Origin of the sequence: Paenarthrobacter sp. MSM-2-10-13 (genome assembly GCF_011605365.1) — a bacterium.
In the GTDB taxonomy this organism is placed as follows: Bacteria; Actinomycetota; Actinomycetes; order Actinomycetales; family Micrococcaceae; genus Arthrobacter.
In genome coordinates this window covers 953,031-979,258 of record NZ_JAAOXO010000001.1, presented here as the reverse complement: position 1 = coordinate 979,258, position 26,228 = coordinate 953,031, and the positions used below count along the sequence as shown (strand labels likewise).

At 62.0% G+C, this 26,228-nt stretch carries 22 protein-coding genes; 6 read left to right on the top strand and 16 right to left on the bottom strand.

Going from position 1 to position 26,228, the window contains the following annotated elements; all coding sequences use genetic code 11:
* Positions 1-35 precede the first annotated feature (35 nt).
* Together hemW and lepA are read right to left on the bottom strand one after the other, a co-directional pair.
* Positions 36-1,265, bottom strand: coding sequence for a radical SAM family heme chaperone HemW (gene hemW, locus HAV21_RS04665; RefSeq protein ID WP_166840659.1), 1,230 nt, complete (start codon positions 1,263-1,265; stop codon positions 36-38).
* On the bottom strand, positions 1,266-3,119 hold the full coding sequence (gene lepA, locus HAV21_RS04660; RefSeq protein ID WP_187697191.1) for a translation elongation factor 4: 1,854 nt from the start codon (positions 3,117-3,119) through the stop codon (positions 1,266-1,268).
* Between the two features lie 159 nt (positions 3,120-3,278).
* Here lepA and HAV21_RS04655 point away from each other — a divergent pair, with 159 nt between their 5' ends.
* Positions 3,279-3,821: a type II toxin-antitoxin system PemK/MazF family toxin gene (locus tag HAV21_RS04655; protein ID WP_166840657.1), complete on the top strand. Its 543-nt coding sequence runs from the start codon at positions 3,279-3,281 to the stop codon at positions 3,819-3,821.
* Positions 3,822-3,999: 178 nt separating this feature from the next.
* Positions 4,000-4,260 carry a 30S ribosomal protein S20 gene (gene rpsT, locus HAV21_RS04650; protein ID WP_011774926.1) on the top strand — a complete coding sequence of 87 codons (261 nt, stop codon included), beginning with the start codon at positions 4,000-4,002 and terminating at the stop codon, positions 4,258-4,260.
* A 122-nt stretch (positions 4,261-4,382) separates the two neighbouring features.
* On the opposite strand, the gene holA is transcribed toward rpsT, so the two are convergent.
* From holA to HAV21_RS04610, 8 genes are all read right to left on the bottom strand, one after another.
* Positions 4,383-5,399 carry a DNA polymerase III subunit delta gene (gene holA, locus HAV21_RS04645; RefSeq protein WP_166840655.1) on the bottom strand — a complete coding sequence of 339 codons (1,017 nt, stop codon included), beginning with the start codon at positions 5,397-5,399 and terminating at the stop codon, positions 4,383-4,385.
* The gene (locus HAV21_RS04640; RefSeq protein WP_208095854.1) at positions 5,318-6,991 is read right to left on the bottom strand and encodes a ComEC/Rec2 family competence protein; all 1,674 of its coding nucleotides are present in this window, start codon (positions 6,989-6,991) and stop codon (positions 5,318-5,320) included. The genes holA and HAV21_RS04640 overlap by 82 nt, the downstream gene beginning before the upstream one ends.
* A gap of 64 nt (positions 6,992-7,055) precedes the next feature.
* Positions 7,056-7,874, bottom strand: coding sequence for a helix-hairpin-helix domain-containing protein (locus HAV21_RS04635; protein ID WP_166840653.1), 819 nt, complete (start codon positions 7,872-7,874; stop codon positions 7,056-7,058).
* A 73-nt stretch (positions 7,875-7,947) separates the two neighbouring features.
* Positions 7,948-8,982, bottom strand: a complete 1,035-nt coding sequence (locus HAV21_RS04630) for a DegV family protein (protein ID WP_166840651.1) — start codon at positions 8,980-8,982, stop codon at positions 7,948-7,950.
* An 8-nt stretch (positions 8,983-8,990) separates the two neighbouring features.
* A complete protein-coding gene (gene leuS / locus HAV21_RS04625; RefSeq protein WP_166840649.1) occupies positions 8,991-11,516 on the bottom strand; it encodes a leucine--tRNA ligase in 2,526 nt (841 codons plus the stop codon).
* A 292-nt stretch (positions 11,517-11,808) separates the two neighbouring features.
* Positions 11,809-13,323, bottom strand: coding sequence for a glycerol kinase GlpK (gene glpK, locus HAV21_RS04620; RefSeq protein ID WP_142939098.1), 1,515 nt, complete (start codon positions 13,321-13,323; stop codon positions 11,809-11,811).
* Positions 13,324-13,403: 80 nt separating this feature from the next.
* On the bottom strand, positions 13,404-14,156 hold the full coding sequence (locus tag HAV21_RS04615) for an MIP/aquaporin family protein (RefSeq protein ID WP_142939097.1): 753 nt from the start codon (positions 14,154-14,156) through the stop codon (positions 13,404-13,406).
* Between the two features lie 171 nt (positions 14,157-14,327).
* Complete coding sequence (locus tag HAV21_RS04610; protein WP_142939096.1) at positions 14,328-16,109, bottom strand: glycerol-3-phosphate dehydrogenase/oxidase; 1,782 nt, start codon at positions 16,107-16,109, stop codon at positions 14,328-14,330.
* A gap of 122 nt (positions 16,110-16,231) precedes the next feature.
* On the opposite strand from HAV21_RS04610, the gene HAV21_RS04605 reads away from it, so the two are divergent.
* Genes HAV21_RS04605 through HAV21_RS04590 form a run of 4 tightly spaced genes read left to right on the top strand, consistent with a single transcriptional unit; the run spans position 16,232 to position 20,177 of the window.
* Positions 16,232-17,194, top strand: coding sequence for a sugar-binding domain-containing protein (locus HAV21_RS04605; RefSeq protein ID WP_166840647.1), 963 nt, complete (start codon positions 16,232-16,234; stop codon positions 17,192-17,194).
* 34 nt (positions 17,195-17,228) lie between these two features.
* Positions 17,229-18,125, top strand: a complete 897-nt coding sequence (locus HAV21_RS04600) for an aldo/keto reductase (RefSeq protein ID WP_166840645.1) — start codon at positions 17,229-17,231, stop codon at positions 18,123-18,125.
* Positions 18,126-18,135: 10 nt separating this feature from the next.
* Positions 18,136-19,080 (top strand): alpha/beta hydrolase, encoded by a 945-nt coding sequence (locus HAV21_RS04595; RefSeq protein ID WP_166840643.1) that lies wholly within the window; start codon positions 18,136-18,138, stop codon positions 19,078-19,080.
* The gene (locus HAV21_RS04590) at positions 19,077-20,177 is read left to right on the top strand and encodes a glycosyltransferase family 1 protein (protein WP_166840641.1); all 1,101 of its coding nucleotides are present in this window, start codon (positions 19,077-19,079) and stop codon (positions 20,175-20,177) included. The genes HAV21_RS04595 and HAV21_RS04590 overlap by 4 nt, the downstream gene beginning before the upstream one ends.
* On the opposite strand, the gene HAV21_RS04585 is transcribed toward HAV21_RS04590, so the two are convergent.
* From HAV21_RS04585 to mihF, 6 genes are all read right to left on the bottom strand, one after another.
* Positions 20,144-22,255, bottom strand: a complete 2,112-nt coding sequence (locus tag HAV21_RS04585; RefSeq protein WP_166840639.1) for a primosomal protein N' — start codon at positions 22,253-22,255, stop codon at positions 20,144-20,146. The two genes, HAV21_RS04590 and HAV21_RS04585, sit on opposite strands and share 34 nt — an antisense overlap.
* Positions 22,256-22,416: 161 nt before the next feature.
* Positions 22,417-23,646, bottom strand: a complete 1,230-nt coding sequence (gene metK, locus HAV21_RS04580; RefSeq protein ID WP_142939090.1) for a methionine adenosyltransferase — start codon at positions 23,644-23,646, stop codon at positions 22,417-22,419.
* Positions 23,647-23,722: 76 nt separating this feature from the next.
* Positions 23,723-24,973 (bottom strand): bifunctional phosphopantothenoylcysteine decarboxylase/phosphopantothenate--cysteine ligase CoaBC, encoded by a 1,251-nt coding sequence (gene coaBC / locus HAV21_RS04575; protein ID WP_166840637.1) that lies wholly within the window; start codon positions 24,971-24,973, stop codon positions 23,723-23,725.
* A 27-nt stretch (positions 24,974-25,000) separates the two neighbouring features.
* Complete coding sequence (gene rpoZ / locus HAV21_RS04570) at positions 25,001-25,261, bottom strand: DNA-directed RNA polymerase subunit omega (protein ID WP_017197559.1); 261 nt, start codon at positions 25,259-25,261, stop codon at positions 25,001-25,003.
* Between the two features lie 39 nt (positions 25,262-25,300).
* Positions 25,301-25,873, bottom strand: a complete 573-nt coding sequence (gene gmk / locus HAV21_RS04565) for a guanylate kinase (protein WP_011774946.1) — start codon at positions 25,871-25,873, stop codon at positions 25,301-25,303.
* A 21-nt stretch (positions 25,874-25,894) separates the two neighbouring features.
* Positions 25,895-26,221 carry an integration host factor, actinobacterial type gene (gene mihF / locus HAV21_RS04560; RefSeq protein WP_142939088.1) on the bottom strand — a complete coding sequence of 109 codons (327 nt, stop codon included), beginning with the start codon at positions 26,219-26,221 and terminating at the stop codon, positions 25,895-25,897.
* Positions 26,222-26,228 lie beyond the last annotated feature (7 nt).

Here is a 26,228-nt window from a genome sequence, read left to right as displayed (position 1 = left end):
AGGACTGCTTGCTCCGACGGGCATGAGCCCGCGGGTCAGTCGGGCAGGATCCTTCGAACTACGGCGTCAGCCAGGAGACGACCCTTCAGCGTAAGGACCAAACGGCCCTTGAACGCCTGAACAGGGTCCACCAATTCGTCGGCAATAAGCCCGGCCATCGCGTGCCGTCCGATCGCGTCCAAGGCATCTACGGACAACCCTGTGCCGAGCCGTGCCTCCAGCATGATGCGTTCGACTTCCCGGGTATCGGCGTCGAGGGTTTCCCGCCCGGCAGCCGGAGAGCTAGCGCTCCCGAGCCTCGAGGCGTACGCCGTGGGGTGCTTGACGTTCCACCACCGGACACCCCCCACGTGGGAGTGGGCGCCTGGACCGATGCCCCACCAGTCATCTCCCCGCCAGTAGGCAAGATTGTGCCGGCAAGCCTGGTCCGGCGTCCGCGACCAGTTGCTGACCTCGTACCAGTGCAAGCCCGCTTCGGAGATCATTTTGTCGGCAAGCTCGTATTTGGAGGCGTGGTCGTCGTCATCAATCCCGGGCACCTCGCCCCGGCGTATCTGGGCGGCCAGCTTAGTGCCATCCTCAACGATCAGAGCGTAGGCACTGATGTGGTCGGGCTGGTACGACAAAGCGGTTTCGAGTGACAGCTGCCAGTCAGCCATGGACTCTCCAGGGGTGCCGTAGATAAGGTCCAGGCTTACGGAGAGGCCGGCTTCCCGCGCCCACTGCACAACAAGAGGCACCCGGCTCGGTGTGTGGGTGCGGTCCAGGACCTTGAGCACGTGCGGTACGGCTGACTGCATGCCGAAGGAGACCCTGGTGAAGCCCGCGTCGGCCAGAAGCTTCAGGGATTCAGGAGTTACTGAATCCGGGTTGGCTTCGGTAGTTACCTCGGCGCCGGGTTCCAGCCCCCAATGGCCGATGGCGGCCCTAAGGATCCGGGCCAGGTCCTCTGCCGGGAGAAGGGTGGGCGTGCCACCCCCAAAGAAAACAGTACTGAGGGGACGACGGGGTAACCCCGAGGCGTCCAGTGCCAGAAAGGCGAAGTCCAGTTCAGAGACCGCCGTAGCGGCGTACGCGTCCTGGGAGGCGCCGCCACCGAGTTCGGTGGCAGTGTAAGTGTTGAAATCACAGTAGCCACAGCGCACGGCGCAGAACGGTATGTGGACATAGAGCCCGAACTTGCGGTGCTCGACGCCGGCCAACACCTGCGGAGGCAAGATGCCATCCGCAGGTGCCGGGTCGCCCAAAGGGAGGACGCTGGGCATTTACTTCTTGGCCTTGTCCTTGGACTCATCGGTGGTCAGGGCTGCGATGAATGCCTCCTGGGGCACCTCCACGCGACCGACCATCTTCATGCGCTTCTTGCCCTCTTTCTGCTTCTCGAGCAGCTTGCGCTTACGGGTGATGTCACCGCCGTAGCACTTGGCAAGAACATCCTTACGGATGGCCCGGATGCTCTCGCGGGCAATGATGCGGGATCCGATGGCGGCCTGGATGGGCACTTCGAATTGCTGCCGGGGAATCAGCTCACGGAGCTTGCCGGTCATCATCACGCCGTAGGCGTAGGCCTTATCGCGGTGGGTGATGGCGCTGAAGGCATCAACTTGTTCACCCTGCAGCAGGATGTCGACCTTGACCAGATCGGCCACCTGCTCGCCGTCAGCCTTCCAGTCCAGTGAGGCGTAACCGCGCGTCTTGGACTTCAGGAGGTCGAAGAAGTCGAAGACGATCTCCGCCAGCGGGATCCAGTAGCGGAGTTCAACGCGGTCCTCGGACAAATAGTCCATGCCTCGCATCTGGCCACGGCGGCTTTGGCACAGTTCCATGATGGAACCGACAAACTCGTTAGGTGCGAGGATGGTGGCGGACACCATGGGCTCCCGGACCTCGGAGATCTTACCGGTGGGGTATTCGCTCGGGTTGGTGACGTGGATGACCTTCTTGTCCTCAAGCGTTACCTCATACTCCACGTTGGGTGCAGTGGAGATAAGGTCCAGGTTGTACTCGCGTTCGAGTCGATCACGCGTGATTTCGAGGTGCAGAAGGCCCAGGAATCCAACGCGGAAGCCGAAGCCCAGTGCAGCGGACGTCTCAGGCTCATAGACAAGCGCAGCGTCGTTAAGCATCAGCTTTTCAAGAGCGTCACGCAGGACCGGGTAGTCCGTACCGTCCAAGGGGTAAAGACCGGAGAAGACCATCGGCTTGGCGTCAGCGTAACCGCTCAGCGACTCCGACGCGGGCTTGGCGAGGTTGGTGACAGTATCGCCCACCTTGGACTGGCGGACGTCCTTTACACCGGTAATCAGGTATCCCACTTCCCCCACACCCAGGCCTTTGGAAGGTGTGGGCTCCGGGGAGCTGACACCAATTTCCAGGAGTTCGTGAGTAGCCCGGGTGGACATCATCTGGATGCGTTCGCGGGGATGCAGCATGCCGTCCACCACTCGGACGTAGGTAATGACGCCGCGGTAAGTGTCATACACAGAATCGAAGATCATGGCACGGGCCGGAGCATTGGGATCGCCCACGGGGCCGGGGAGGTCGCGGACGATTTTATCCAGCAGCGCCTCAACGCCTACGCCGGTTTTGCCGGAAACCTTGAGGACGTCCTCGGGGTCACCACCGATGAGGTTGGCAAGCTCCGCCGCGTACTTCTCAGGCTGGGCGGCCGGGAGGTCGATCTTGTTCAGCACGGGAATGATGGTGAGGTTGTTTTCCATCGCCAAGTAAAGGTTGGCAAGAGTCTGAGCCTCGATGCCTTGGGCAGCATCCACCAGGAGCACTGCACCTTCACAGGCCGCTAAGGAGCGGGAGACCTCGTAGGTAAAGTCAACGTGGCCGGGTGTATCGATCATGTTCAGCGCATAGCTCTGGCCATCGAGTTCCCACGGCATGCGGACAGCCTGGGACTTGATGGTGATGCCGCGCTCACGTTCGATATCCATACGGTCCAGATACTGGGCCTTCATGTCGCGTTGCTGAACGACGCCGGTGTACTGCAGCATGCGGTCGGCCAGGGTGGACTTACCGTGGTCGATGTGGGCAATGATGCAGAAGTTCCGGATGATGGCCGGATCTGTTGCGGCGGGCACCGGTGCGGTGCGGGCCATGGGAGACACGCAGGATCCTTACTGTCGACACTCGCACGGCAATTCCTGCAACTGGGCAAAGGCCAGCCGGAACACGCCGCGCATCTGATCCTCTAGTCTCCCATGAACCGGCGCTTCGCCGTACATTGCGAGCCCGGCTTCAGCCGTAGACGGTTGTAGCGTTGTCACATGGCTTTCGACTTGCGCCCCTTGGGCAAACTCCTCCTGCGATCACTCAAGGCTCTGGGAGGCAGCACCACCAAAGCCGGCACCCCCTCCGGCACCACCGGTCAAGGTCCCTCCAGCCAGCGAAGCCGGCGGACCGCCGTCGAGCGTCAACCGGGTCCCTACCCCGGCGACTTCCGCGGTTCGGTCAGGATCAGCTACTCCCCCAAGCCCGATGGCCAACCGGATCCTGGTGAGATCGTGTGGAGCTGGGTCCCGTACGAAGAAGACCACACTAAAGGAAAAGACCGCCCCGTACTCCTCATTGGGCGGGACGGGCAGTGGCTTCTAGGGCTCATGCTGACCTCCAAGGACCACGACAACGGCAACAGCGCCGGAAACTACGTTGATATCGGTGCAGGTTCCTGGGATCGGCAAGGCAGGCCAAGTGAGATCAACGTGGGCCGCATCATTCGCCTGGATTCGGAGGCAGTCCGGCGCGAAGGCGCCGTCCTGGAAAAAGCTCAATTCCAAGAGGTAGTACGCGCCCTTCAAGAGCGGCATTAGCTGCACTGAGACCAGGAGTCGGCGCGAGTCCCGACTTTCTGCTATCCTTTATAGCTGTGTGTCCGTGCAGGTCGACGGCCACGCATGGTTGGCTGCCATAGGCATCCCCACGCCGCTCAGTCGATGGCCAACCTGAAAACCCTCTAGACCATTTCCGCATTAAAAAGAGAGTTCATACGTGGCTAATATCAAGTCCCAGAAGAAGCGCATCCTCACCAACGAGAAGGCTCGCCTGCGTAACAACGCCGTCAAGTCTGAGCTGAAGACGGCCATCCGCGCCGTCAACACCGCCGTTGAGTCTGCCGACAAGGATGCTGCTGGAACTGCACTTGTTGCTGCCAGCCGCAAGCTGGACAAGGCTGTCAGCAAGGGCGTTATTCACAAGAACAACGCTGCAAACCGCAAGTCGGCGATCTCCAAGAAGGTCAACGCACTCTAAGGTTTTTCCAGTTCGACTGAGCTGATCAAAAGGCCGGCGCCCAGTGGGTGCCGGCCTTTGGGTTTAACCGCCCTTTGGGTTATGCAGACCAGTCAGGACCGACGCGCACAGGCCGGCCGACATCACCGGCGACTGGCCGAGGTGGCAATAACGGTGACCGCGTGCTCAACTGCGTAGACAGGGTCCCGCGACTCGCCTTTCACTTGGGCATCGGCTTCTGCAATGACTTGGATGGAGCGGATCAAGCCTTCAGGGGTCCAGCGCCTGACATCCCGCTGCGCCTGCTCCACAAGCCACGGCTGCATTCCCAGATTCCTGGCTATGGTGGCCGGCGAACCATTGGCGCCGGCAACTTTGGCCAAGGTCCGCAGTTTGGCAGCAAGAGCCGCTACCAAGGGAACCGGATCAACACCGGTGGCCAGGGCGTGCCGCAGGGTGGATAAGGCCACCGGCCCGTTGCCGGCCATGGCGGCATCGGCAACTTTGAAGGCCGTGGCTTCCACCCTGCCACCGTAGTAGCGTTCCACGGTTTCGGCCGTGACAGCAGTGGTGGCATCAGCAATGAGCTGGCTGCAGGCAGCAGCAAGCTCGGACAGATTGGCACCCACCGCGTTCACCAATGCCTGGACAGCTTCGCCCTCTATGCGTCGTCCACCAGCCCTGAACTCCGAGACGACAAACGCGGTCTTGTCAGAGTCCTTCTTAAGCGGTTGACAGTCAATGACGGGCCAGCCGGCGGACTTCACGGCGTCGAGGAGCTTCTTGCCCCGGACTCCCCCGGCGTGGCGAAGGACGAGGACTACGTCCGGGTCCGGATGCCGGAGGTAGGCCAATCCGTCGGCCAGAAAGGCGTCGTTCATTGACTCAAGGCCCTCAACCTCAATGAGCTTTCCCTCGCCGAAGAGGGACGGCGTCACGGTCATGGCCAGGGATCCGGACTCGTAGGAGCCCGCGTTCAGCCGACTGAGCTCAACCTCCGGGTTAGCACTTCGCACGTGGCTACGGATGCCGTCCATTGCGCGGATCCCCAGATACTCTTCCGGGCCCACGATCAGGACTACGGCAGCCGGCGCGGCATCCCGCCAGCTGACGGTGTTTGCCGCGACGCTCTTGGCCCGGGTGTTTTGGGCAGCAGCCACAGGTAGTTCCTTCCGGACGGTTTATTGCAGGATTCAAGTCTGCCATGTTTACCTCTGGCACCGCGCTCCAGCGTCAGCATCACCGCGCGGTGCAGCATCCTGACGTGATGCATGACTCCTGTCGGGTGCAGCATCATCCAGAACACCGCTACTGATACAACTGAAAGAGCCACCATGGCAATGACTCCGGCCGGGCCCTCGGCCCACGGCAGTGCCGCCCCGGGCAAATGGGCGAAGAACCGCGCTATCCCGGCCACCGCTCCCGCGCAGACTCCAGCCACAGCGACGGGCACCACCGCCAACCACGGAAAAAGGGTGGCAAGCGGAACGGCAATGGTTCCAAAGATGGTTACCGGCGCTATCAACGGACCAGCCACCACGTTGGTGATCAGGGCATAGGGTGTGAACTGCGGCTGGAGGGCCGCGATGACCGGACCGCACAGCACTTGCGCGGAGAGCGGTACTGCTATTCCCGCGGCCAGCCAGCGCGGCACCACGGAAGGAATCCACGAGGCAATTCGTGCGGCCAGCAAGACGATACCCAGAGTTGCCAGAACAGAGAGCAGGAACCCGACGTTTAACGCCATGCTCGGATCCAGCAGCAGCAGGGTGATGGTGGCCACGCAAAGGAAGGTCAGGGATCGTCCCCTCAAGCCCCCCACCATGGCTGCCAGGCCTACGCTCCCCATGACGGAAGCTCGTAGAACGCTCGGCTCCGGACCTACCAGGACAACAAAAGCCATCAGTCCGCACACAGCAATAGCGCCGGCTACCGGACGGCTTACCCTGAGGCATCTCGCCAACAGGATGAAGCCACCCAGCAGCAAACTACAATTCGCCCCGCTGACGGCAGTGAGGTGCGTCATTCCTGTTGTCTTCATATCTGCCTCTAGACTCTCCGGGAGCGCACTGGTATCCCCGGTGACCATTCCGGGCATCAGACCGGCCGGGTCCGAAGGCAACCATGCAGAGGCCGCGACGAATTGTCTTCTTGCCTCGGCGGCGGACTGGCGGACATCAAAGCCAGAAGCGATGACAACGGGTGCGGATGATGCGGACAAGAGGGCCGCCTGCTCTTGTCCCTCCCGCACAGCCTTCAACGTTCCTGAGGTTCTGACGATCTGCCCGGGCTGTACGTCTTGCCAAGCACTTCCGCCGACCACCATCACGTCCGCAGAGCCTTGTGTCACAGAACCCTTGGACGTGACCTTGACCAAACCCGCGGCCACCGACCACCGGTTTCCACCGGAATGGCCCGGCGCAGACACCTCCGCAGGAACTCCGGTGATTCGAACTTCAATGAGGACACCGTTTCCCTCCGCCACAGCTTTAGCCAGTGGCCCACCTTCTTGCGTGTTGGCGGTGACAGCACAACTAACAGCCACGGCTGCACCCAGGACGGATGCCACGGCCAGGGTTGCAGAAATTGTTCTTGCCCGTGGCACTGCCCGCCGGTGCCGCCATGTCCTGAGCAGCAGCAATACCACCACCAGCGCCAAGACTCCCGCCAGTGCTGCGGACCATGCTGCAGCGATGAGAGATCCTGCGCAAGCAATGGACCAGGTGACCAGCACGGCAGGGACCAGTCTCAAGTCCGCGCGCTTTGATGAACCAGTGCCGCCTCGAGTCCGGGCGACCCCGGCCACCCCCGCTGACTCAGCCACCCTGCACCGTCACAAGTTCTTTAAGGGACTCCATGAGTTTGGGTCCAATGCCGTCAACGGCGTCAAGTTCATCTACAGAAGCGAAGGGGCCATGCTCTTTCCGCCAGTCAATGATTCCTTGCGCAGTCACGGGCCCCACTCTGGGTAGGGTGCCCAGTTCCTCCAACGATGCAGTGTTGATGTTGACCTTGGCCCCCTTTGCCGTAGGGGCGGCGGTTCCACCGGGGCTGAGGGAACCGCCGGCAAGTGGAGAAGGTGCGGATTGCATCTCGCCGACCAGCGGCACATGAACTTTGACGCCGTCACTTAGCTCCTCAGCAAGGTTGAGACCATTGAGTTCCGCGTTGGGTACAGCACCCCCGGCGGCTTCTATTGCCTGAAAGACCCTGCTGCCTTGCGGCAATGACACGATTCCGGGCTTATGCACCGCACCGGCCACGTGCACGACCACGCTCCCGGAGGCAGCCGCCTGCGGAGACTCCGATGACTCCGGCACAGCAGGTCCGGAAGAAAACGTGGAACTCAGGGGTTCGGAACTGGACTGTCCCACAGCAGACTGCCATAAGTGCCAGGCGATAAAGCCAACTCCTACGATGGCCAGGAGGACAGCAACCGGCCACGGGGTCCGCCACCGGGTGCGTGCGTGATGCACGCGGCTTTCAGGGTTTGAATCATCAAAGGCCTGCCCGGAGTCCTGGGGCAACTGCAGCAGCGGAAGGGTTTGGGTATCCTTACCCAAGCGGGATGCGTAACGCTGACGGGCCGCATGCATGGCGGCATCTGGGGAGGCATCCCGGTTCCGGCGTGGCATCTTTCGAGCCTATGGCTCGTACTGCGGGAACGATGGGGGTGAGGTGCCCTATGTGGATAAGAGAGCCCAAGGATCAGTCCGTTGGCGTGCTGCTCTCCCCAACGATGACCGCGAGCACGCCCAGTCCTGCATGTGCTGCCAACACGGCCGGGAGAGCGCTGATTTGGGGTGCCGGGCACTCCGGGCATTTCTCGTTCAAGCGGGCCGCCAATGCTTCGGCTTCCAGTTGATTACCAAAATGGTGAACCGCCAACCTTTGCTGGCCGGCCGGCCTGGAGGCCACGTCGGCGGCAACAATCTCCTCAAGGCGAGCTATGGCGCGCACAGCGGAACGGACCTTTTCCAGCGGGACGATCCTTCCGTCGTCCACCGCCAGTATGGGCTTTATAGCCAGGACGGTACCGAACAGGGATGCTGCCGCACCGATCCGGCCACCCCGCCTCAGTTGCTCGAGGCTGGGCACGTAAAAATAGACCTTCGTGCGCTCCATGCGCTTTTCCGCGAAACCGCGGACTTCGGCCGCCCCCTGACCATCGGCTGCCGCTACGACGGCACTCTGCACGCCCATTCCCTGGGCCATTCCCACCGTGCGCGAATCCACAATTTCGACCGGAATGGTGACCCTCGCAGCGGCTAGCCTTGCGGCATCGGCGGTTCCGGAGAGTTCGGAAGAAATATGGATGGACACCACGGATTCGAAACCCCGGCGTTGCGCAGCGAGGTAAGCCTGCTCAAACTGCCCGGGCGATGGCCGTGACGTTTTCACCGAGGCGCCTGACGCAAGAGCCAGCGACAGGATTTGGGTGATGTCGTCTTCGCCCTCACCGTAGATTTCGGTCCCTACCATCACTGGCATGGGAACAACGGCGAGGCGCCCATCGGCTGTGAAGGCGGACACCCAGTCCGGCGGCAGGGCTGCCGCGGAATCGGTAACGATTGCGGTTTTGACGACGGCGGCCAACGGCACGTCCGCCACAGTAACCGGCGCCGTGGGCTGGCGAAGACGCGCCACTCTTTCCTTGAGCCAAATCCATGCGGGTGGTTCTCGCTCAGGCACGCGACCTCCAAAGATGATGGCCGGCCGCCGGCAGTCTGCCGGCGGCCGCACTATCCCTGCTAGGCAGGAACGATGTTCACCAGTTTAGGTGCCCGCACGATGACGGTGCGGATACCGCGGCCGTCCAAGGCGCGCTGGACGTTGTCCGAGGCCAGGGCGAGCTCACGCAGTTCGCCCTCGGTGATGTCCGGCGAAACGTCCAAGCGGTCACGAACCTTACCCTGGACCTGGACCACAGCTGTGACGGTGTCCTGTACCAGCAGTGCGTCGTCGTGCTTCGGCCAGCCTGCATTTGCTACCGAAGCCGGGTGGCCGAGGGTGTTCCACAGGTCTTCAGCGGTGTAGGGCGCGAAGAGGCTCAGGATCACTGCAACGGCTTCCACCGCTTCACGAACGGCCGGGTCAGCGGCACCTGCACCCGAGTCGATGGTTTTACGGGTTGCGTTGACTAACTCCATCAGGCGGGCAACCACCACATTGAACTTGTTGTTGTCCAACAGTTCGGCGGCGTCGGCGATGGTTTTGTGCGTGACCGTGCGCAGGGTCCGGTCACCGGTAGCAGGATCGACACCGGGTTCGCTGCTGACGTCCTGGCCAAGGCGCCAGGCACGGGCGAGGAACTTGGCCGAACCCGACGGCGAAACGTCGGCCCAGTCGACGTCGTCCTCCGGCGGGGAGGCAAAGACCATGGTGAGACGGACGGCGTCCACGCCGAACTTGTCCAACTGCTCTCCCAAATCCACACCGTTGCCGAGGGATTTGCTCATGGCCTTGCCACCGTTGAGTACCTGCCCCTGGTTGAGCAGTGCTGAGAACGGTTCGTTGGCTTCAATCAGGCCAATGTCCTTGATGACCTTGGTGAAGAAGCGCGCGTAGAGCAGGTGCAGGATGGCGTGCTCCACACCGCCCACATACTGTCCTACCGGCATCCAGTTGTTGATCTTTTCGGGATCAAACGGGCCCTCGGTGTAGTCGGGTGACACGAACCGCAGGAAGTACCAGGACGAGTCCACAAACGTGTCCATGGTGTCGGTGTCCCGCTGCGCAGCTCGTCCGCAGTTGGGGCATTCAACGTTGACCCACTCGACTGCGGCGGCCAGCGGCGAAGTTCCCTTGGGCGACAACGCCTCACCGCGCAAATTGTCCGGCAACCTGACCGGGAGCTGGTCATCGGGCACAGGGACTTCGCCACATTCACCGCAGTGGATGATGGGGATGGGGGTACCCCAGAAGCGTTGACGGCTCAGCAGCCAGTCACGCAGCCGGAAGTTGACGAACTTCTCGCCGGTTCCCAGCTTCTCAAGGATCTCAATCGCTGCGGGGATGCCTTCAGACTTGGTGAGCCCGTCCAGTTCGCCGGAGTTCTTGAGCGTGCCTTCGCCAGCAGTGGCAACGCCCGTCTCCGCCGGATCTTCGGCGCCGGTGTCCAGGACAGCGCGGACGGGAAGTCCGAAAGTCCTGGCAAAGTCGAGGTCACGCTGGTCGTGCGCCGGCACGGCCATGATGGCACCAGTGCCGTAGTCCGCCAGGACGTAGTCAGCGGCCCACACCGGCAGCTTTTCGCCGTTGAGGGGGTTGATGGCGTAGCGGCCGGTGAAGACGCCGGTCTTCTCGCGCTCGGTGGACTGGCGCTCGATTTCCGAGAGCGCCTTGACCTTTTCGCGGTAGGCCATGAGTTCATCATGTTGTTCCGGGGTTACCAGGTCCAGCGCCAAGTGTGCATCTGCTGCAACCACGAAGAACGTTGCACCGTAGAGGGTGTCCGGCCGCGTAGTGAACACGGTGACTTCGCGCTCGGCACGGTCTTGCGTGGCTTCGATGACGAAGCGCACGTGGGCGCCCTCTGAGCGGCCGATCCAGTTGCGCTGCATGGCCAGAACGCGCTCGGGCCAGTGGCCTTGGAGCTGGTCCATGTCCTCGAGCAGACGGTCGGCGTAGTCGGTGATCTTGAAGTACCACTGGTTCAGGGACTTTTTGGTGACAGCAGTTCCGCAGCGCTCACAAGCCCCATTGACTACTTGCTCGTTAGCCAGGACGGTGAGGTCCTTGGGGCACCAGTTGACGGGCGAGTCCTTGCGGTAGGCCAGGCCACGCTCGTAGAAGCGCTTGAACAGCCACTGCGTCCACCGGTAGTACTCGGGGTCCGATGTGTGGATGCGGCGGGACCAGTCGGCAGAGATGGCGTAGCGCTTGAACGAGGCCGCCTGGGTGTCGATATTGGCGTACGTCCACTCGCTGGGGTGGGCGTTTCGTTTGATCGCAGCGTTCTCCGCGGGCAGACCGAACGAGTCCCATCCGATGGGGTGCAGAACGTCGAAGCCCTTCTGGCGCAGGTAACGCGCAACGACGTCACCCATCGCGAACGCTTCGGCGTGGCCCATGTGGAGGTCGCCGGAGGGGTAGGGGAACATGTCCAACACGTAGCGGCGTTCCCGCGAACCGTCGTCGGCAGGCGTGAAGACTTTGAGGTCCTCCCAAACCTGCGGCCATTTGGCTTCCATCGCAGCGAAGCTGTAGACGCCCTCTTCAGGCGCTTCGGCTGCGGCTGTTGGTGCTGTTCCGGTTGTCTCCGGCTGAACGCTCACTGCTGCCCTCTTCTGTTCTTCGATGGCGGTTCTGACTCCTGCTCTGGCACCGGAATGTCCCGGACACACAAAAGCCCCTCAACAATGGAGGGGCGGCCGCACGGCTATGTATTGCCGGGCGGCTAGCTAAGCAGAAGGATCGCACGCATACCAATACCTTACCCCACCAAACCCATGGGCCGGGTGTAAGACGGCCGTGCGCCAAAAGAGGTTCCGGGGACTCCCCGCCATGGTGTGGTGGGCACCGCGAAGCGGGCGGGCGGGAGTCCCCGGAACCTCTGTCGGGAGATGACTACTTAACGTCCTCGTCGACCCAGTCCATGGACTTTGTCACGGCCTTCTTCCAGAGCCGCAGCTGACGCTCCTGCTCTTCTGCCGGCAGCTGCGGCTCCCAGCGCTTGTCTTCGTTCCAGTTGGCGCTGAGCTCGCCCAGGTCTTTCCAGAATCCGACGGCCAGGCCGGCCGCGTACGCAGCACCGAGGGCCGTTGTTTCAACAACCTTCGGACGGACCACCGGCACGCCCAGGATGTCTGCCTGGAACTGCATGAGTGCCTCGTTGGCGACCATGCCGCCGTCGACCTTCAGCTCGGTGAGCGGAACTCCCGAGTCTGCGTTGACGGCGTCGAGGACCTCGCGGGTCTGGAAGGCGGTGGCCTCCAGTGCGGCACGGGCGATGTGGCCCTTGTTGGCGAAACGCGTGAGGCCCACGATGGCGCCGCGTGCGTCTGCCCGCCAGTAGGGTGCGAACAGGCCTGAGAAGGCCGGGACGATGTAAACGCCGCCGTTGTCCTTTACGCCGGCAGCGAGTTCCTCCACCTCAGGGGCGGAGCTGATCATGCCGAGGTTGTCGCGGAGCCACTGGATCAGGGACCCGGTGACGGCGATGGAGCCTTCAAGCGCGTAGTGCGGCTTGGCGTCGCCCAGCTTGTATCCGAGGGTGGTGAGGAGGCCGTTCTTGGAGTGAACGATTTCCTCGCCGGTGTTGAAGATCAGGAAACAGCCGGTGCCGTAGGTGTTTTTGGCTTCGCCGGGCTGGAACGCGGCCTGGCCAAAGGTTGCCGCCTGCTGGTCACCGAGGATGCCTGCTACAGGCGTTTCCCGGAGCAGTTGCGAGGTGTGGACGTGGCCGTAGACCTCGGAGGAGGACTTGATGGCGGGCATCATGGACGCCGGTACACCGAAGATGTCCAGGATTTCCTGGTCCCATTGCAGGGTCTCGAGGTCCATGAACAGGGTGCGGGAGGCGTTGGTGACGTCGGTGACGTGTACACCGCCGTCGACCCCGCCGGTCAGGTTCCACAGAACCCAGGCATCGGTGTTGCCGAAGAGAAGGTCGCCGGCCTCGGCGCGTTCCCGGGCACCGTCCACGTTGTCCAGGATCCACTTGATCTTGGTACCGGAGAAGTAGGTGGCCAAGGGCAGCCCGACCTTCTGTTTGAAGCGTTCCACTCCCCCGTCCTGTGCCAGTTCGTCGACGATGGGCTGCGTGCGGGTGTCCTGCCAGACGATGGCGTTGTAGACGGCCTCGCCGGTGTTCTTGTCCCAGACGACAGCGGTTTCGCGCTGGTTGGTGATGCCGACGGCGGCGATGTCGTGCCGGGTCAGGTTCGCCTTGGACAGGGCGGCAGCAATTACTTCGCGGGTGTTGTTCCAGATTTCGGCGGGGTTGTGCTCCACCCAGCCGGCCTGGGGGAAGATCTGCTCGTGCTCCATCTGGCCGGTGGAGACGATGTTGCCCGTGTGGTCGAAGACGATGGCGCGGGAGCTGGTGGTGCCTTGGTCGATGGCGATGACGTATTGATTCATGGTGACGTCCTTGTCTTTTGTTGTTGGTGCTCAGGTGGTGATTTACGACGTGCGGGTGGGTGTTGCGAGTGTTTGCAGTATTAGCCGGCGAGTGCAGGCATGATGTCGGGAACCCACAAGGCCACGAGCCCTGCGAGGGCGCCACCAACCAGCGGTCCGACCACCGGGATCCAGGAGTAGGCCCAGTCACTGCTGCCCTTGCCCTTGATGGGGAGGAGGGCGTGGGCGATGCGGGGGCCGAGGTCACGTGCAGGGTTGATGGCGTAGCCGGTGGGACCACCGAGGGAAACGCCGATACCGACAACAAGCAGTGCAACGGCAAGCGGGCCGAGGCCGGAGGGTGTGCCGCCGAAGGTCAGGATGACGAAGACCAGGACGAACGTGCCGATGATTTCTGTGATGAGGTTCCACGGGGTTGAACGGATGGCCGGACCGGTGGAGAAGGTGCCCAGCTTGTTCGCAGCGAGGGGTTCTTCATCGAAGTGCTGCTTGTAAGCGAGCCAGCAGACAACTGCGCCCAGGAAAGCGCCCAGTAGTTCAGCACCGAAGTACGTCAGGGTGGATGCGAAATCCACGGGCACACCGGGGGCGTACTCTGCTTTTTGATTGACCAGCAGGCCCAGGGTGACAGCCGGGTTAAGGTGCGCACCGGACTTTGCAGCCACGAAAACGCCCGCGAAGACCGCAATACCCCAGCCCCACGTCACCATCAAGAATCCACCGTTGTTGCCCTTGGTGCCTTTGAGCGCAACGTTTGCCACGACGCCGCAACCCAGCAGGGTCAGCATCATGGTTCCGAATACTTCGGAAAGGAAAACAATTCCAAGAGACATCTTTGACTCCTCATTTTTCTGTTGTCAGCCTCCTCGCGGGTGAAGAGGCTGTTGGGACGGTTCCGTTGTCTCCGGAACCGTCCCGGTGTGGTGGTCCCCTGGCGGGCCCACCTACCCCATTCCGTCCCTACCGCACGCTGGGACGGTCAAGCTGTTTTCCGCTGCTTGAGCTCAGGCTACGAGACTGTGCACGTCAACCTTGTGGAACCGCTGCAGTACTTCCTGGGCGTGGCGGATTTCCGCTTCACGGGTGGCTGCGTCCCAACCGAGCGGCTCGGCCAATGCTGCAGCGATCTCGTTGAGCAGCTCGCCGGTAACCAGCCCACGGAATGCCAGCGAGGTCCTGCGGATGAGGACATCCACCAGGTGCCCGATTTGCTCATGTTCGGCCATGTAAGTCAGCTCCCGGACACTGAGCTCGCGCGTGGCACGCAGCAGCGTGTCCTGTCCCGCGTTCAGGTACTCGATAACTGCATCTGCCCGGGTTCCGTAGCGGGTCAGCAGGACAGCTACGCGGTCGGCGTCCAGGCCAGGACCCATGTGCTTTTTGATCCATTCCTGTTCGCCTTGTTCAGTGGCCGGGAAGCCGGCGCCGCCGCCGATGGCGAGCTTCGCCGTCGAGACTTTCCGTTCCATGCCCAGTTCGCGGAGGACGTCGTTGGTCATGTGTTCGGCCAGGGCGCGGAAGGTGGTCCACTTGCCGCCCACCAAGCTGAGGACGACGGCGGCCTTACCGCCCGGCGTTGTGACGGCGTCGCGGCCGGTGCGGACGCTGCGTTCGATGCGGTAGTCGCGTGAGACGAATCCCGGCTGGGTTTCGTCGTGGCGAGGCAACGGACGGACGCCAGCGAAGCTGTAGACGATCTGTTCGCGTTCCACCTTGATGGTAGGGAACACGTGCCCGACGAGGTCGAAGAAGTAGTCGATTTCTTCTTCGGTGCACACTGCGTCTTCGGACATATCAGCGTCCACGTCCGTGGTACCTACCAGGACGCGGTCTCCCATGGGGTAGATGAGGACGATGCGGCCGTCGGTGTGCTCGAAGAAGATTTCCCGGCCGTTGCATGCTGCGAGCAGTTCCGGGTGGTCCAGGACGATGTGAGATCCCTTGGTGCCTCCCATGAACTTGCTGACGGCCCCCATGGATTGGTTGGTGAGGTCTACCCAGGCACCTGTGGTGTTGACGATGACGTCAGCCTGGAAGTCGAATTCCTTGCCCGTCAGTTCATCACGAAGCCGGGCTCCGTCCGAGCCCATGGACACGAGCGAGACGTAGTTGCTGGCGCGGGCGCTTCCTCCCGGCAGTCCCCCGCCGCGGCCTGCCTTTTCTCCGTCCTGCAGGACATCAAGGGTGAGGCGTTCCGGGTTGTGAACCGAAGCATCAAAGTAGGTAGCCGCGTACTTGATACCGGAGTGAAGCTTGGGAAGCTCGGCCAAGGCCCTGGTGCGGCCGCGGAACTGGTGGCGGGGTACGCTTCCGCCGTCGCGGGAGAAGAAGTCGTACATGCTCAGGCCAACCTTGATGAGGAACGCGCCGCGCTCCTTGGGCTTGCCCTGTTTGTGGGTGAGGAAGCGCATGGGTGCGGACAAGATGCCTGAGAACGTGCTGAAGATGGGGATGGTGGTCTGCAGGGGCTTCACGTAGTGCGGCGCAATCCGCAGGAGGCGGTTGCGCTCAACCACTGATTCCTGGACCAGGCGGAACTCGCCGTTTTCCAGGTAGCGGATGCCGCCGTGGATCATGTGCGAAGAAGCGCCGCTGGCACCTTGGCAGTAGTCCCCGCGTTCAACAAGCGCCACGTCGACGCCTTGAAGGGCAAGATCGCGGAACGTTCCGACACCATTGATGCCACCGCCGATGATGAGTACCTTGGCCGAGGGCCGCTCCTGCAGTGCAACGACGGAGTCGCGCTGTGTGTGCTGTGAGGTACCGGAAATCTTGTTGTGTCCCAAAACTGCTCCCTTGGGCTTGGTTCGTGCGCCGCGCCACTCGCTGCTGCACCGTTCACCACTAATCTGGCGAAGGTGGAAAATGGAGTCAAGCTATTTGCACAAACGTGCAGGAAGGAAATGAGATGGCACGATCACGTCACTCGGATGCACTCCGGGCTGCACAGATGTATTACCTGCAGGACCTGACCATGGATGCTATTGCCCGCGAGCTCCGGACGTCCCGATCCACAGTGTCCAGACTGTTGTCCTCGGCGCGGGAAACCGGCTTGGTTCAGGTCCAGATTCGAAGCCCTTTTGATACCGGCCCGGAGCTGGAAAGCCAGATCCGGAACCAATACGGAGTGGACGTCCACGTGGTTCCGGTGCTGGATACTCTCAACGAAGCAGAGACCCTGGACCGCGTAGCCATGCAGGCTGCACGAACAATCGGACCCCTTGTGGACTCAAATGCCATCATCGGCGTGGCCTGGGGCGCAACACTGAGCGCGGTCAGCCGGCACCTAACCCGCAAGGTCACCCATGACAGCATCGTGGTTCAACTCAACGGCGCCGGAAACATGCAAACCACCGGCATTACCTATGCCAGCGACATCATGAGACGCTTCGGCAGCGCGTACGGTGCGCGCGTGGAGCAGTTCCCTGTTCCGGCCTTTTTTGATCATGCCTCCACCAAGACCGCCATGTGGAATGAGCGCAGCGTTCAACGCATCCTGGACTTGCAGGCCCGCATGAGCATCGCCATTTTCGGCGTCGGATCCGTTGATTCGGACTACCCCAGCCACGTGTACGCCGGTGGTTACCTCGATGAATACGATCTCACCATGCTGGCCGCAGACGACGTCGTTGGCGACGTGGCGACCGTCTTCTTCCGGAGCGATGGGTCATCGGACGGCATCACCTTGAATGCGAGGTCAACCGGTCCAAGCCATGAACAGTTGCGCCAAGTCAGGCGCCGGATTTGCGTGGTCTCCGGGGCCTCCAAGATCAACGGACTCCAGGGAGCCCTGGCAGCAGGACTGGCAACTGACCTTATTCTGGACGAAGCCTCAGCCCGACGCCTGGTGAGTTTCAACAACCATTCCTGAAGCAATCGTGCAAGGAATGGGTAGAGTCGTTGCTATGAGATCCCCCACCAAGCTGACATCGAACAAGTTGGCACTCAACAACGGCGTACAGATGGACCGCATGGGATACGGACTCTACAAAGTTCCCGCCACAGACGCCGAGGCATTGGTTGCCACAGCCTTGGGCGAGGGCTACCGGAGATTCGATACAGCAGCGATGTACGGCAACGAAGTGGGGGTGGGCCGGGCGCTTGGCGGTGCGATCGGAGACGCCGCTGAAGCGAACAGAGGTACCGGAGGCTCCGGCGAATCCGTGCACGCACTTGCGCGCGAAGACGTCTTCGTCACCACCAAGGTATGGAACGATGACCACGGCTACGATGCCACGCTCCGGGCGTTCGATAACTCCATCTCCAACCTCGGGCTGGACTTTGTGGACCTCTATCTCATCCACTGGCCCTGTGCCGGGCGGGGACTGTTTGCAGAGACCTACAAAGCATTGGAGACCCTGTACCGGGAAGGCAAAGTGCGGGCGATCGGTGTTTCCAATTTCCAGCCCGGACACCTTGAAGAACTCATGCAGAAGGCAGAAGTTGTCCCCGCGGTCAACCAGATCGAGCTGCACCCTTGGCTGCAGCAAACCAGACTGCGGACGTTGCATGATCAGTTGGGAATCGCCACCGAGGCTTGGAGCCCCCTCGGCCGCGGGCAGGTCCTGGCTGACCCTGCCATTGTGTCGCTCTCCGATAAGTACGGAAGAACTCCGGCACAGGTCATTTTGCGTTGGCATCTGCAACTGGGGAACCTGGTCATCCCCAAGGCAAGCTCGGCAGGAAGGATCAAGGAAAACTACGCTGTCTTTGATTTTGAACTGGACGCCGCGGACATGGACGGCATAGCCGCGCTCGAACGGCACCATCGGACCGGGTCCCACCCGGACAACGTGAACTAGGAACCAAGCAATGGACAATGTGGACACCGCGCACTCCCCCCAGGGTGCACAGGCCCCCAGTGAATTCTTCAGCAAATCCCTGGCGGGGCGGACGCGTGCCTCGGACGTTGAGGTGGACGGCAGCAACGTAGCGTACTGGACGTACGAGCCGGTCACTGTCTCTCCGATGACACGCACCATTCTGGTCATCCATGGCTTCCGGGGAGACCACCACGGGCTGTTGCGCGTCGCTGATCAACTTCCGGAAATGCGCATCATCATGCCGGACTTACCTGCCTTCGGCAGCTCAGAACCTTTCATTGAGGACGAACACAGCGTTGAACGCTACGGAAAGTTCATCTTCGGTTTCATGGCGGCGCTCGGCTTGGATGACAAAACTGTCCTGCTCGGGCACTCCTTCGGATCAATCGTCGCCAGCCATTTTGCCGCGGCGAATCCGGGAGCCGTCTACCCGCTGGTCCTGATCAACCCAATCGCTGCGCCGGCATTGGAGGGACCCAAGGGCCTCATGACAAAGCTTGCGGTGCTCTACTACCAGGCGTCCGCCAAACTTCCCCGCCCTCTGGGACTGGCGGTACTGAGGAATCGGCTGATCGTTCGCATTATGAGCATCACCATGGCCAAAACCAACGACAAGAACCTGCGCCGTTTCATCCATGCCCAGCACGACGCCTACTTCAGTGCCTTCGCAGACAGAAAAAGCCTGCTCGAATCGTTTAAGGCTTCCGTCTCAGGCAACGTGGCCGAGGTCGCCGAACAGCTAACTCTTCCCGTGCTGCTGGTCGCCGGCGAGAAGGATGAAATAGCCACCCTTCCCAACCAGTACAAACTCATGGGACGCCTACCCGAGGCAAAGCTGGAAGTGATTCCCGGCGTCGGGCATCTAATCCACTACGAGACGCCGGTTCCGGCGGCAGAAGCAATCCGCACCTTCCTGGAGGAACATCCCGCGTGAAAATTGTCATCGATGCCCGCTTTACCCGAACGGACCACCACGATGGCATCAGCCGCTACGGTTCCAGCCTCATAGCCGCAACGTCCAAAATCGCCGACGTCACCATGCTGATCAGCGACAAACGCCAACTGGCCCTGCTGCCCGACGTTCCGTATGTGATGGTCAACAGCCCCTTGTCTCCTTTGGAGTTGTTCGTCGCGCGCAAGGTCAACCCCTTGGGCGCTGACGTGGTGGTGTGTCCCATGCAGACCATGGGCACCTTGGGCCGCCGGTACGGGCTGGTATTGACCCTCCACGACCTCATTTACTACGAGCACCCGACTCCCCCGGGCTTCCTGCCTGCCCCGGTGCGCCTGTTGTGGAGGCTTTACCACAAGGCCTTTTGGCCGCAGCGGCTCCTACTCAACCGCGCGGACATCGTAGCCACCATCAGCCGCACTACCGAGGCGCTCATGGCCAAGTACAGGCTGACAAAGCGGCCCGTGCGGATTGTGGGCAACGCACCCCAACCCGGTCAAAAGCCTCGCGCGCCTGAAGCCGGCGCGGACAAGTCCCTGCTCTACATGGGTTCTTTCATGCCGTACAAGAACGTGGAAACCATGATCCGGGGCATGTCCGGCCTGCACCAGTACACCCTTCACCTGCTGAGCAGGATCACTCCGCAGCGCAAGGCAGAATTGGAGGCGATGGTTCCCGAAGGAGCCAAGGTGGTATTCCACAACGGTGTCACTGATGGAGAGTACGACGAACTCCTGCTCAGGGCCACAGCGCTGATCAGCCTCTCACGCGCCGAGGGCTACGGCCTGCCGTTGGTGGAGGCCATGGCCCTGGGAACCCCTGTGATCGCAAGCGATATACCGATCTTCCGTGAGGTCGGCGGTGATGCCGTCAGCTACGTAGACCCGGAGTCACCCGTGGAGTTCGCGGCGGCTGTAACTGCGCTGGGCGAGGAATCTCTCTGGCAGGAACGCTCCCGCAGGTCCGCAGAGCGTGCGGCAGAGTTCAACTGGGACGAATCGGCGCGGCAGCTCCTTGCTGCAGCCGAGGAAGTCGTAGCCCTGCGTCAGAGGACGTCCACCCCGTCCAGGCGCAACTGAACGGGTCCTGAGGTCCGCTTGGCGGCGCTGGCTGCCTTCACAGCCCGCATGGCACGCGTGGTTTCCGCAGCATCTCCGTAGGGAATGAAGTAGAGCGACCTGACGTCAGCATCAGCCTCAGCGCCTGATGATTGCCCGCCGGACAGTTGACCGCTGCCGGAGAACACTACGGGCGCAGGCCCGGCTTTCCGGAGTTTTGCTACGGAGGCCAGCCCGGCGTTGGACTCCAAAGCGTCGCTGAAATGCGCGACGTCGGCCCGTGCCCCGGTCACGGAAGCTACCCTGACTGCAGGCGGCAGCTGAAGTTCCTTCCGAAGCGCCAGTTCACGTGAGGCAAAGCCGGAGGCGTCCCACCGCAACAGTGCCCCCGTCGCCGCGGTGTCGTCAGCGGTGATCACTACGAGTCCACCTTGAGTGGCCGGCTTCACCAGGGAGGCGGCGTTGAACCATCGGCGAACCGTATCCTCTCCCGCCCGCAGGTTCTCCCGCCGAAGTAACGAGTTGCCGTCCAGCAACAGGGCGGCGGCGTAACCGTTGGGCGCAACAGGCTCAGCGCCCACCGTTGCGACCACCAGAGCTGGAGTATCCGGCACACTTGCCTTGACGTGCTCGCCTGAAGAGGTCACCACCGCTTTACCGGGAAAAGCCCGTCCCAGTTCCTCTGCCGTCCGCATCACGCCAGCTGCTCCCCGGCGTAGTCGTGTTCCACTACAGTGCGTGCACCGCCATTGCGGGGCCGGCGTGGAGCACCACCGGCATGCCGGCATGGCCGAGCTGCTTGATACGGCCAGCGGCCCCTGACAGGCATTGCAGCGGGCAAGTTCCCGGCACGTCTCGCATACCAACGACGGGGCGTATCCGGCGCGGGCCACTTGGACCAGGACAGGACCCCGCTCCAGGCCCTCCTTGGCCGCCCGCCACGCTGCGCCCGGCAAGCGCGCAATACGTGCCAGAGGATCACGTTCTTGTTCAAAACTGTCAGCGGTATTGAGAACTCTGGGTGCTGTGGCGCGGACAGTACGTCGCGGCGCTTCAAGGGGCACCGCCCACTGCATCTCAACAAGGCGCTGGAGCTCGGTGCTTCGGTTGTGGGAGGCCATGAGGCATGCGGCGTTCTCCTGCTCGGCACGCAACAGCAGGACTTCCCTGGTGTGCGCATATGGTGCCCGTTGCTCGATGTGGAGGTCGTCGCCGTCGTCCCAACACACCACCAGACCCAGATCGCGAACAGGAGCATAGGCCGCCGAACGGGTACCAATGGCCACTCCCGCTGTCCCGCTCAGTAGCCGCAGAAAGTTCCTATAGCGGGGAGTTTGCCCGTCGTCCGCCGTCAGCCGGGCGACGTCGGAAGACGGCAGGACGTTGGCAAGCGCCGCCTCCAACTGCTCAAGGTCCCTATAATCCGGCACCACCACAACCGCGCCACGTCCCGATTTACGAACTGTGGCAACGGCCGTAGCAATCATGGCCGGCCAACCATCGGGGCCGAATCCTTGGAGAGCTGTGAGGACAGCTTTGGGTGAACCACCACTGGCAAGGTGCTGCAGGTACGGCGCTCCGTTGGAGTACGCCGCCCACGCGCGGGCCTCCGTGAACGGTTTCAGGTCCGCTGCGTCGGCGTCGAGGTCCCCGGCCAAGAATTCCTTCTCCACCTTGGCCACACGGGGAGGGACAGCCGTCCGGAGAACATCGCTGAGCGTACCGGCGTACCGGGCAGCGACCCTGCCGCCCAACTCGTTGATAGCCGGGGTCAGGACAGCAACCGGGGACACAACTTTATGCAGGGCCGTCAGCGGGTGGGCTGCATCCGAGTCCGCACGGCGCTCGACGATGTAACCATTGAGCTCCTGGCCGTTGAACTTCACTTTCACCCGAACACCGGGGACCGCAGTTTCGGAGAGCTCCGCGGGAACACTGTAGTCAAAAGGCCTGTCCAGGTGCGGCACGGAAGACTCCAGGACGACGCGCGCAACGGGATTCACAGCTGCCAACGGAGGTCCGTTGACAGGACCCCGGTCCGGGAAACCCTGCAGCAGCGATGGTTGAAGCAACGATGGCTGGGCCTCGTGTCCTGCCATACTTCACCTCCAACTCTGAGCGCAGAAAATGCACCACGCATTCTTAACCGGGAATGCCCACAGCGGGATTGACCCGCTGCGGGCATCTCTCTGGCTTCAGCCAACCACGAAGCACCGACAAAACAACATCAACAATCAGGACGGCTTGCAGGAACAACACCTCAGGCGTTGAAGTATTCCTTCAGGTCCGCCACCCGGTCCAGCCGTTCCCACGTGAAATCCGGGTCGTCTCGACCAAAGTGACCGTGGGCCGCCGTCTTGGCGTAGATGGGCCGTTTGAGATCCAGGGCGTCGATGATGGCCCGCGGACGGAGGTCGAACAGCTCATCGATTGCTTCACTGATGCGGGCCGGATCAACGGTTTCCGTGCCGAACGTCTCAACGTAGGTTCCAACAGGGCGTGCCTGGCCGATTGCGTAGGCAATTTGGATCTCAGCACGCTTGGCCAGTCCGGCGGCCACAACATTCTTGGCAACCCACCGCATGGCGTAAGCTGCCGAGCGGTCCACCTTGGACGGATCCTTGCCGGAGAATGCGCCACCGCCGTGGCGTGCGAAACCACCGTAAGTGTCCACGATGATCTTTCGGCCTGTGAGCCCGGCATCGCCTACCGGACCACCAATGACGAACGCGCCCGCGGGGTTCAGAATGTTCGCAGCGTGTGCGATATCCAGGTTGGACGCCGACATGACGGGGTCGATCACATAGCTGGCCAAGTCCGCGCGCAGCTGCTCGAGGCTGGCGTCTTCAGCGTGCTGGCTGGAGATGACCACCGTTTCCACGGAAACCGGCCGGTCGCCGTCGTAACCTACCGTGACCTGTGTCTTGCCGTCCGGACGCAGGTAGGCCAGCTCGCCGTTCTTGCGGACTTCGGTGAGGCGTTCTGACAAACGGTGCGCCAGCCAGATGGGAGTTGGCATGTAGGACGCCGTCTCGTCGCTGGCATAGCCAAACATGATGCCCTGATCGCCGGCGCCCTGGAGGTCGTAGTCATCCTCCTGGCGGCCTTCGCGGGCCTCAAGTGAGTTGAACACGCCACCGGCGATGTCGTTTGACTGCTGGCCGATGGACACGGACACACCACAACGGGCGCCGTCGAAACCGTTGGCGGACGAGTCGTAGCCGATGCCCAGGATGGTTTCGCGGACAATCTGCGGAATTTCTACGTAAGCGTCGGTGGTGACCTCACCAGCCACGTGCACCAAACCTGTAGTGGCCATGGTTTCAACGGCCACACGGGATTCAGGATCGGCAGCCAACAGGGCGTCCAGGATGGAGTCGCTGATTTGGTCGCAGATCTTGTCCGGGTGCCCTTCGGTGACCGATTCGGACGTGAAGAGCCTGAGCTTGGACGGGGTGCCATGGTGTTCATGGTGCAGCGGTAAAGTCACTCGACCACCTTACTGGGTTGCGGGACGGCGGTATTTGCCGTGTGTCCCTTTGCTAAGAATTGGGGTGTGGGCTCAGTTACATGGCCGGGAAGACCCGGGTGAGTTCAGCCCCTACCCGATCAATGACGGCAGCGGCGACGTCGGCCTTCGAGCCGGCGGCTGACTCAGGGTCCGCACCGTGACCGGACAAGATAACGACGGAATTCTCATCCTGTCCGAACACCCGGCCAATGCCCACCTGGTTCACCACCAGGAGGTCACAGCCCTTGCGCTTGAGCTTGGCTGTTGCATGCTCCAGGACGTCGCCTTGGGCGTCACCGGTTTCGGCTGCGAACCCTACAATCAACTGTTGGCCGCCGTCGGCATTACGCCGCTCCACCAGCTCGCGCAGGATGTCCGGGTTCCGGATCAACTGCACAACGGGCGCGTCCTCGCCGTCCACCTTCTTGATCTTCGTATCCGAGACCTCTGCCGGACGGAAGTCTGCCACGGCGGCTGCCATAATCACGACGTCGGAATCCGCCGCCGCCTTCAACGCTGCCTCACGCAGTTCCAAGGCGGATTCAACGCGGACGAGCTCGACGCCAGCAGGCGGCTCAACGTCCATGTGAGCCGCGATAAATCTCACAGTTGCTCCGGCAGCCAAGGCTGCAGCAGCCAGTGCCACACCCTGCTTGCCGGACGAGCGGTTTCCGAGGAACCGGACCGGGTCCAGAGCTTCACGCGTGCCACCGGCAGAGATCGTCACGATCCGCTCTGCCAGTGTCTGCTCCGCGGCGGGAACAGCCGGCGCCTCTATTGCAGCTTCAGTCAGAGCCATGGCCGCAGCAAAAATTGCCTCGGGCTCGGGCAGGCGTCCGGGACCCGAATCGGCACCCGTCAGGCGACCGGAGGCAGGCTCGAGCACGGTGACACCACGGCTGCGCAAGGTCTCCACGTTGGCTTGGGTTGCGGCGTGCTGCCACATTTCCGTGTGCATGGCGGGCGCAAACAGAACTGGCCCGTGGGCCATGAGGAGGGTGTTGGTAAGGAGGTCGCCCGCTTGTCCGGTTGCTGCTTTAGCCAAAAGGTCAGCGGTAGCAGGAGCAACTACTATCAGGTCTGCCTCATGCCCTAGACGGACATGATTGACCTTCTCGACGTCGTCAAAGACGCTGTTGCTCACAGGGTTACCGGAGAGGGCTTCCCACGTGGCCACTCCGACGAATCGGGTAGCGGCTTCCGTAGGGATGACCGTCACCTTGTGACCGGATTCAGTAAAAAGCCGGAGGAGCGATGCAACCTTATAGGCTGCGATCCCTCCCCCGACTCCGAGGACTATGCGCACGTGACCTCCGTCAACAGGCAGTCTTTATTATTCTGCGGGCTCGATCGGCGTGGAAACCAGCAAGCCTTCGTTGATCTCGCGCAGAGCGATGGACAACGACTTCTCGTTCAGCTTGGTGTCAACCAACGGGCCGACGTACTCGAACAGGCCCTCGTGCAGCTGAGCGTAGTAGGCATTGATCTGGCGGGCGCGCTTGGCGCCGAAGATGACCAGGCCATACTTGGAATCAGCAGCCTCAAGCAGCGAATCGATCGGCGGGTTGATGATGCCTTCAAGGTTCGTGGACACGAATTCTCCAAATTTTAGCGGGCCAACAAATGCAAGCGCTTAGCGCTGGTGCGGGGTAAGCCCCATGAGTGAAACAAGCTCGTCCGCTGCCCGGCGAACGTCGTCATTGATGACGGTGTGGTCAAACTCCGGTTCAGCAGCAAGTTCCAGTTTAGCGGTTTCCAGCCTGCGCTGCTGTTCCTCGGGAGTTTCGGTGCCGCGGCCCACCAGGCGGCGAACCATTTCGTCCCAGCTGGGCGGCGCCAGGAACACGAAATTCGCGTCCGGGACGGCAGCTTTTACCTGTCGCGCGCCCTGGAGGTCGATCTCCAGAAGTACAGACTTACCGTCGGCAATAGCGGCATCAACTGTGCTTCGAAGGGTCCCGTAGCGGTTCTGGCCATGCACCACAGCCCACTCCAGGAGTTCACCCTCTGCCACCAGGGAGTCGAACTCCTCAGCAGACTTGAAAAAATAGTGGACCCCGTCCTTTTCACCCGGACGCGCAGCCCTGGTGGTTGCCGAGACTGAGAGCCAAACCTCTGGATAGTTGTCCCTGATGTAGGTGGATACGGTTCCCTTGCCAACGGCAGTGGGGCCTGCAAGGACAGTCAGTCCGGGTTTCTTGCTCACGGATTCCTTCGGGGAGATGCGTCAAACGCTTTGCTGGGTATCCATAAAATCTACCAGCGCCCGGGCCTGATGAATTCCCAGGCCTCTGATGCGCCGCGATCCTGCAATGCCAATCTCCGCCATAATCCCGGCAGCCCTGACGGGCCCGATACCCGGCAGGGCCTCCAACAACTCCACTACCCGCATGCGCGCAATCGCGTCGTCGGTGGCTCCGGAGGAAATCAACTCAGCAATGCTGACTTCGCCGCGCTTGAGTCTCTCCTTGGCGGCGGCACGCACTGACCGCGCCTTGGCAGCTTTCTCAAGCGCATCTGAACGCTCCTGCGGTGTCAGCTCTTTAAGGCCCACTGCCAAA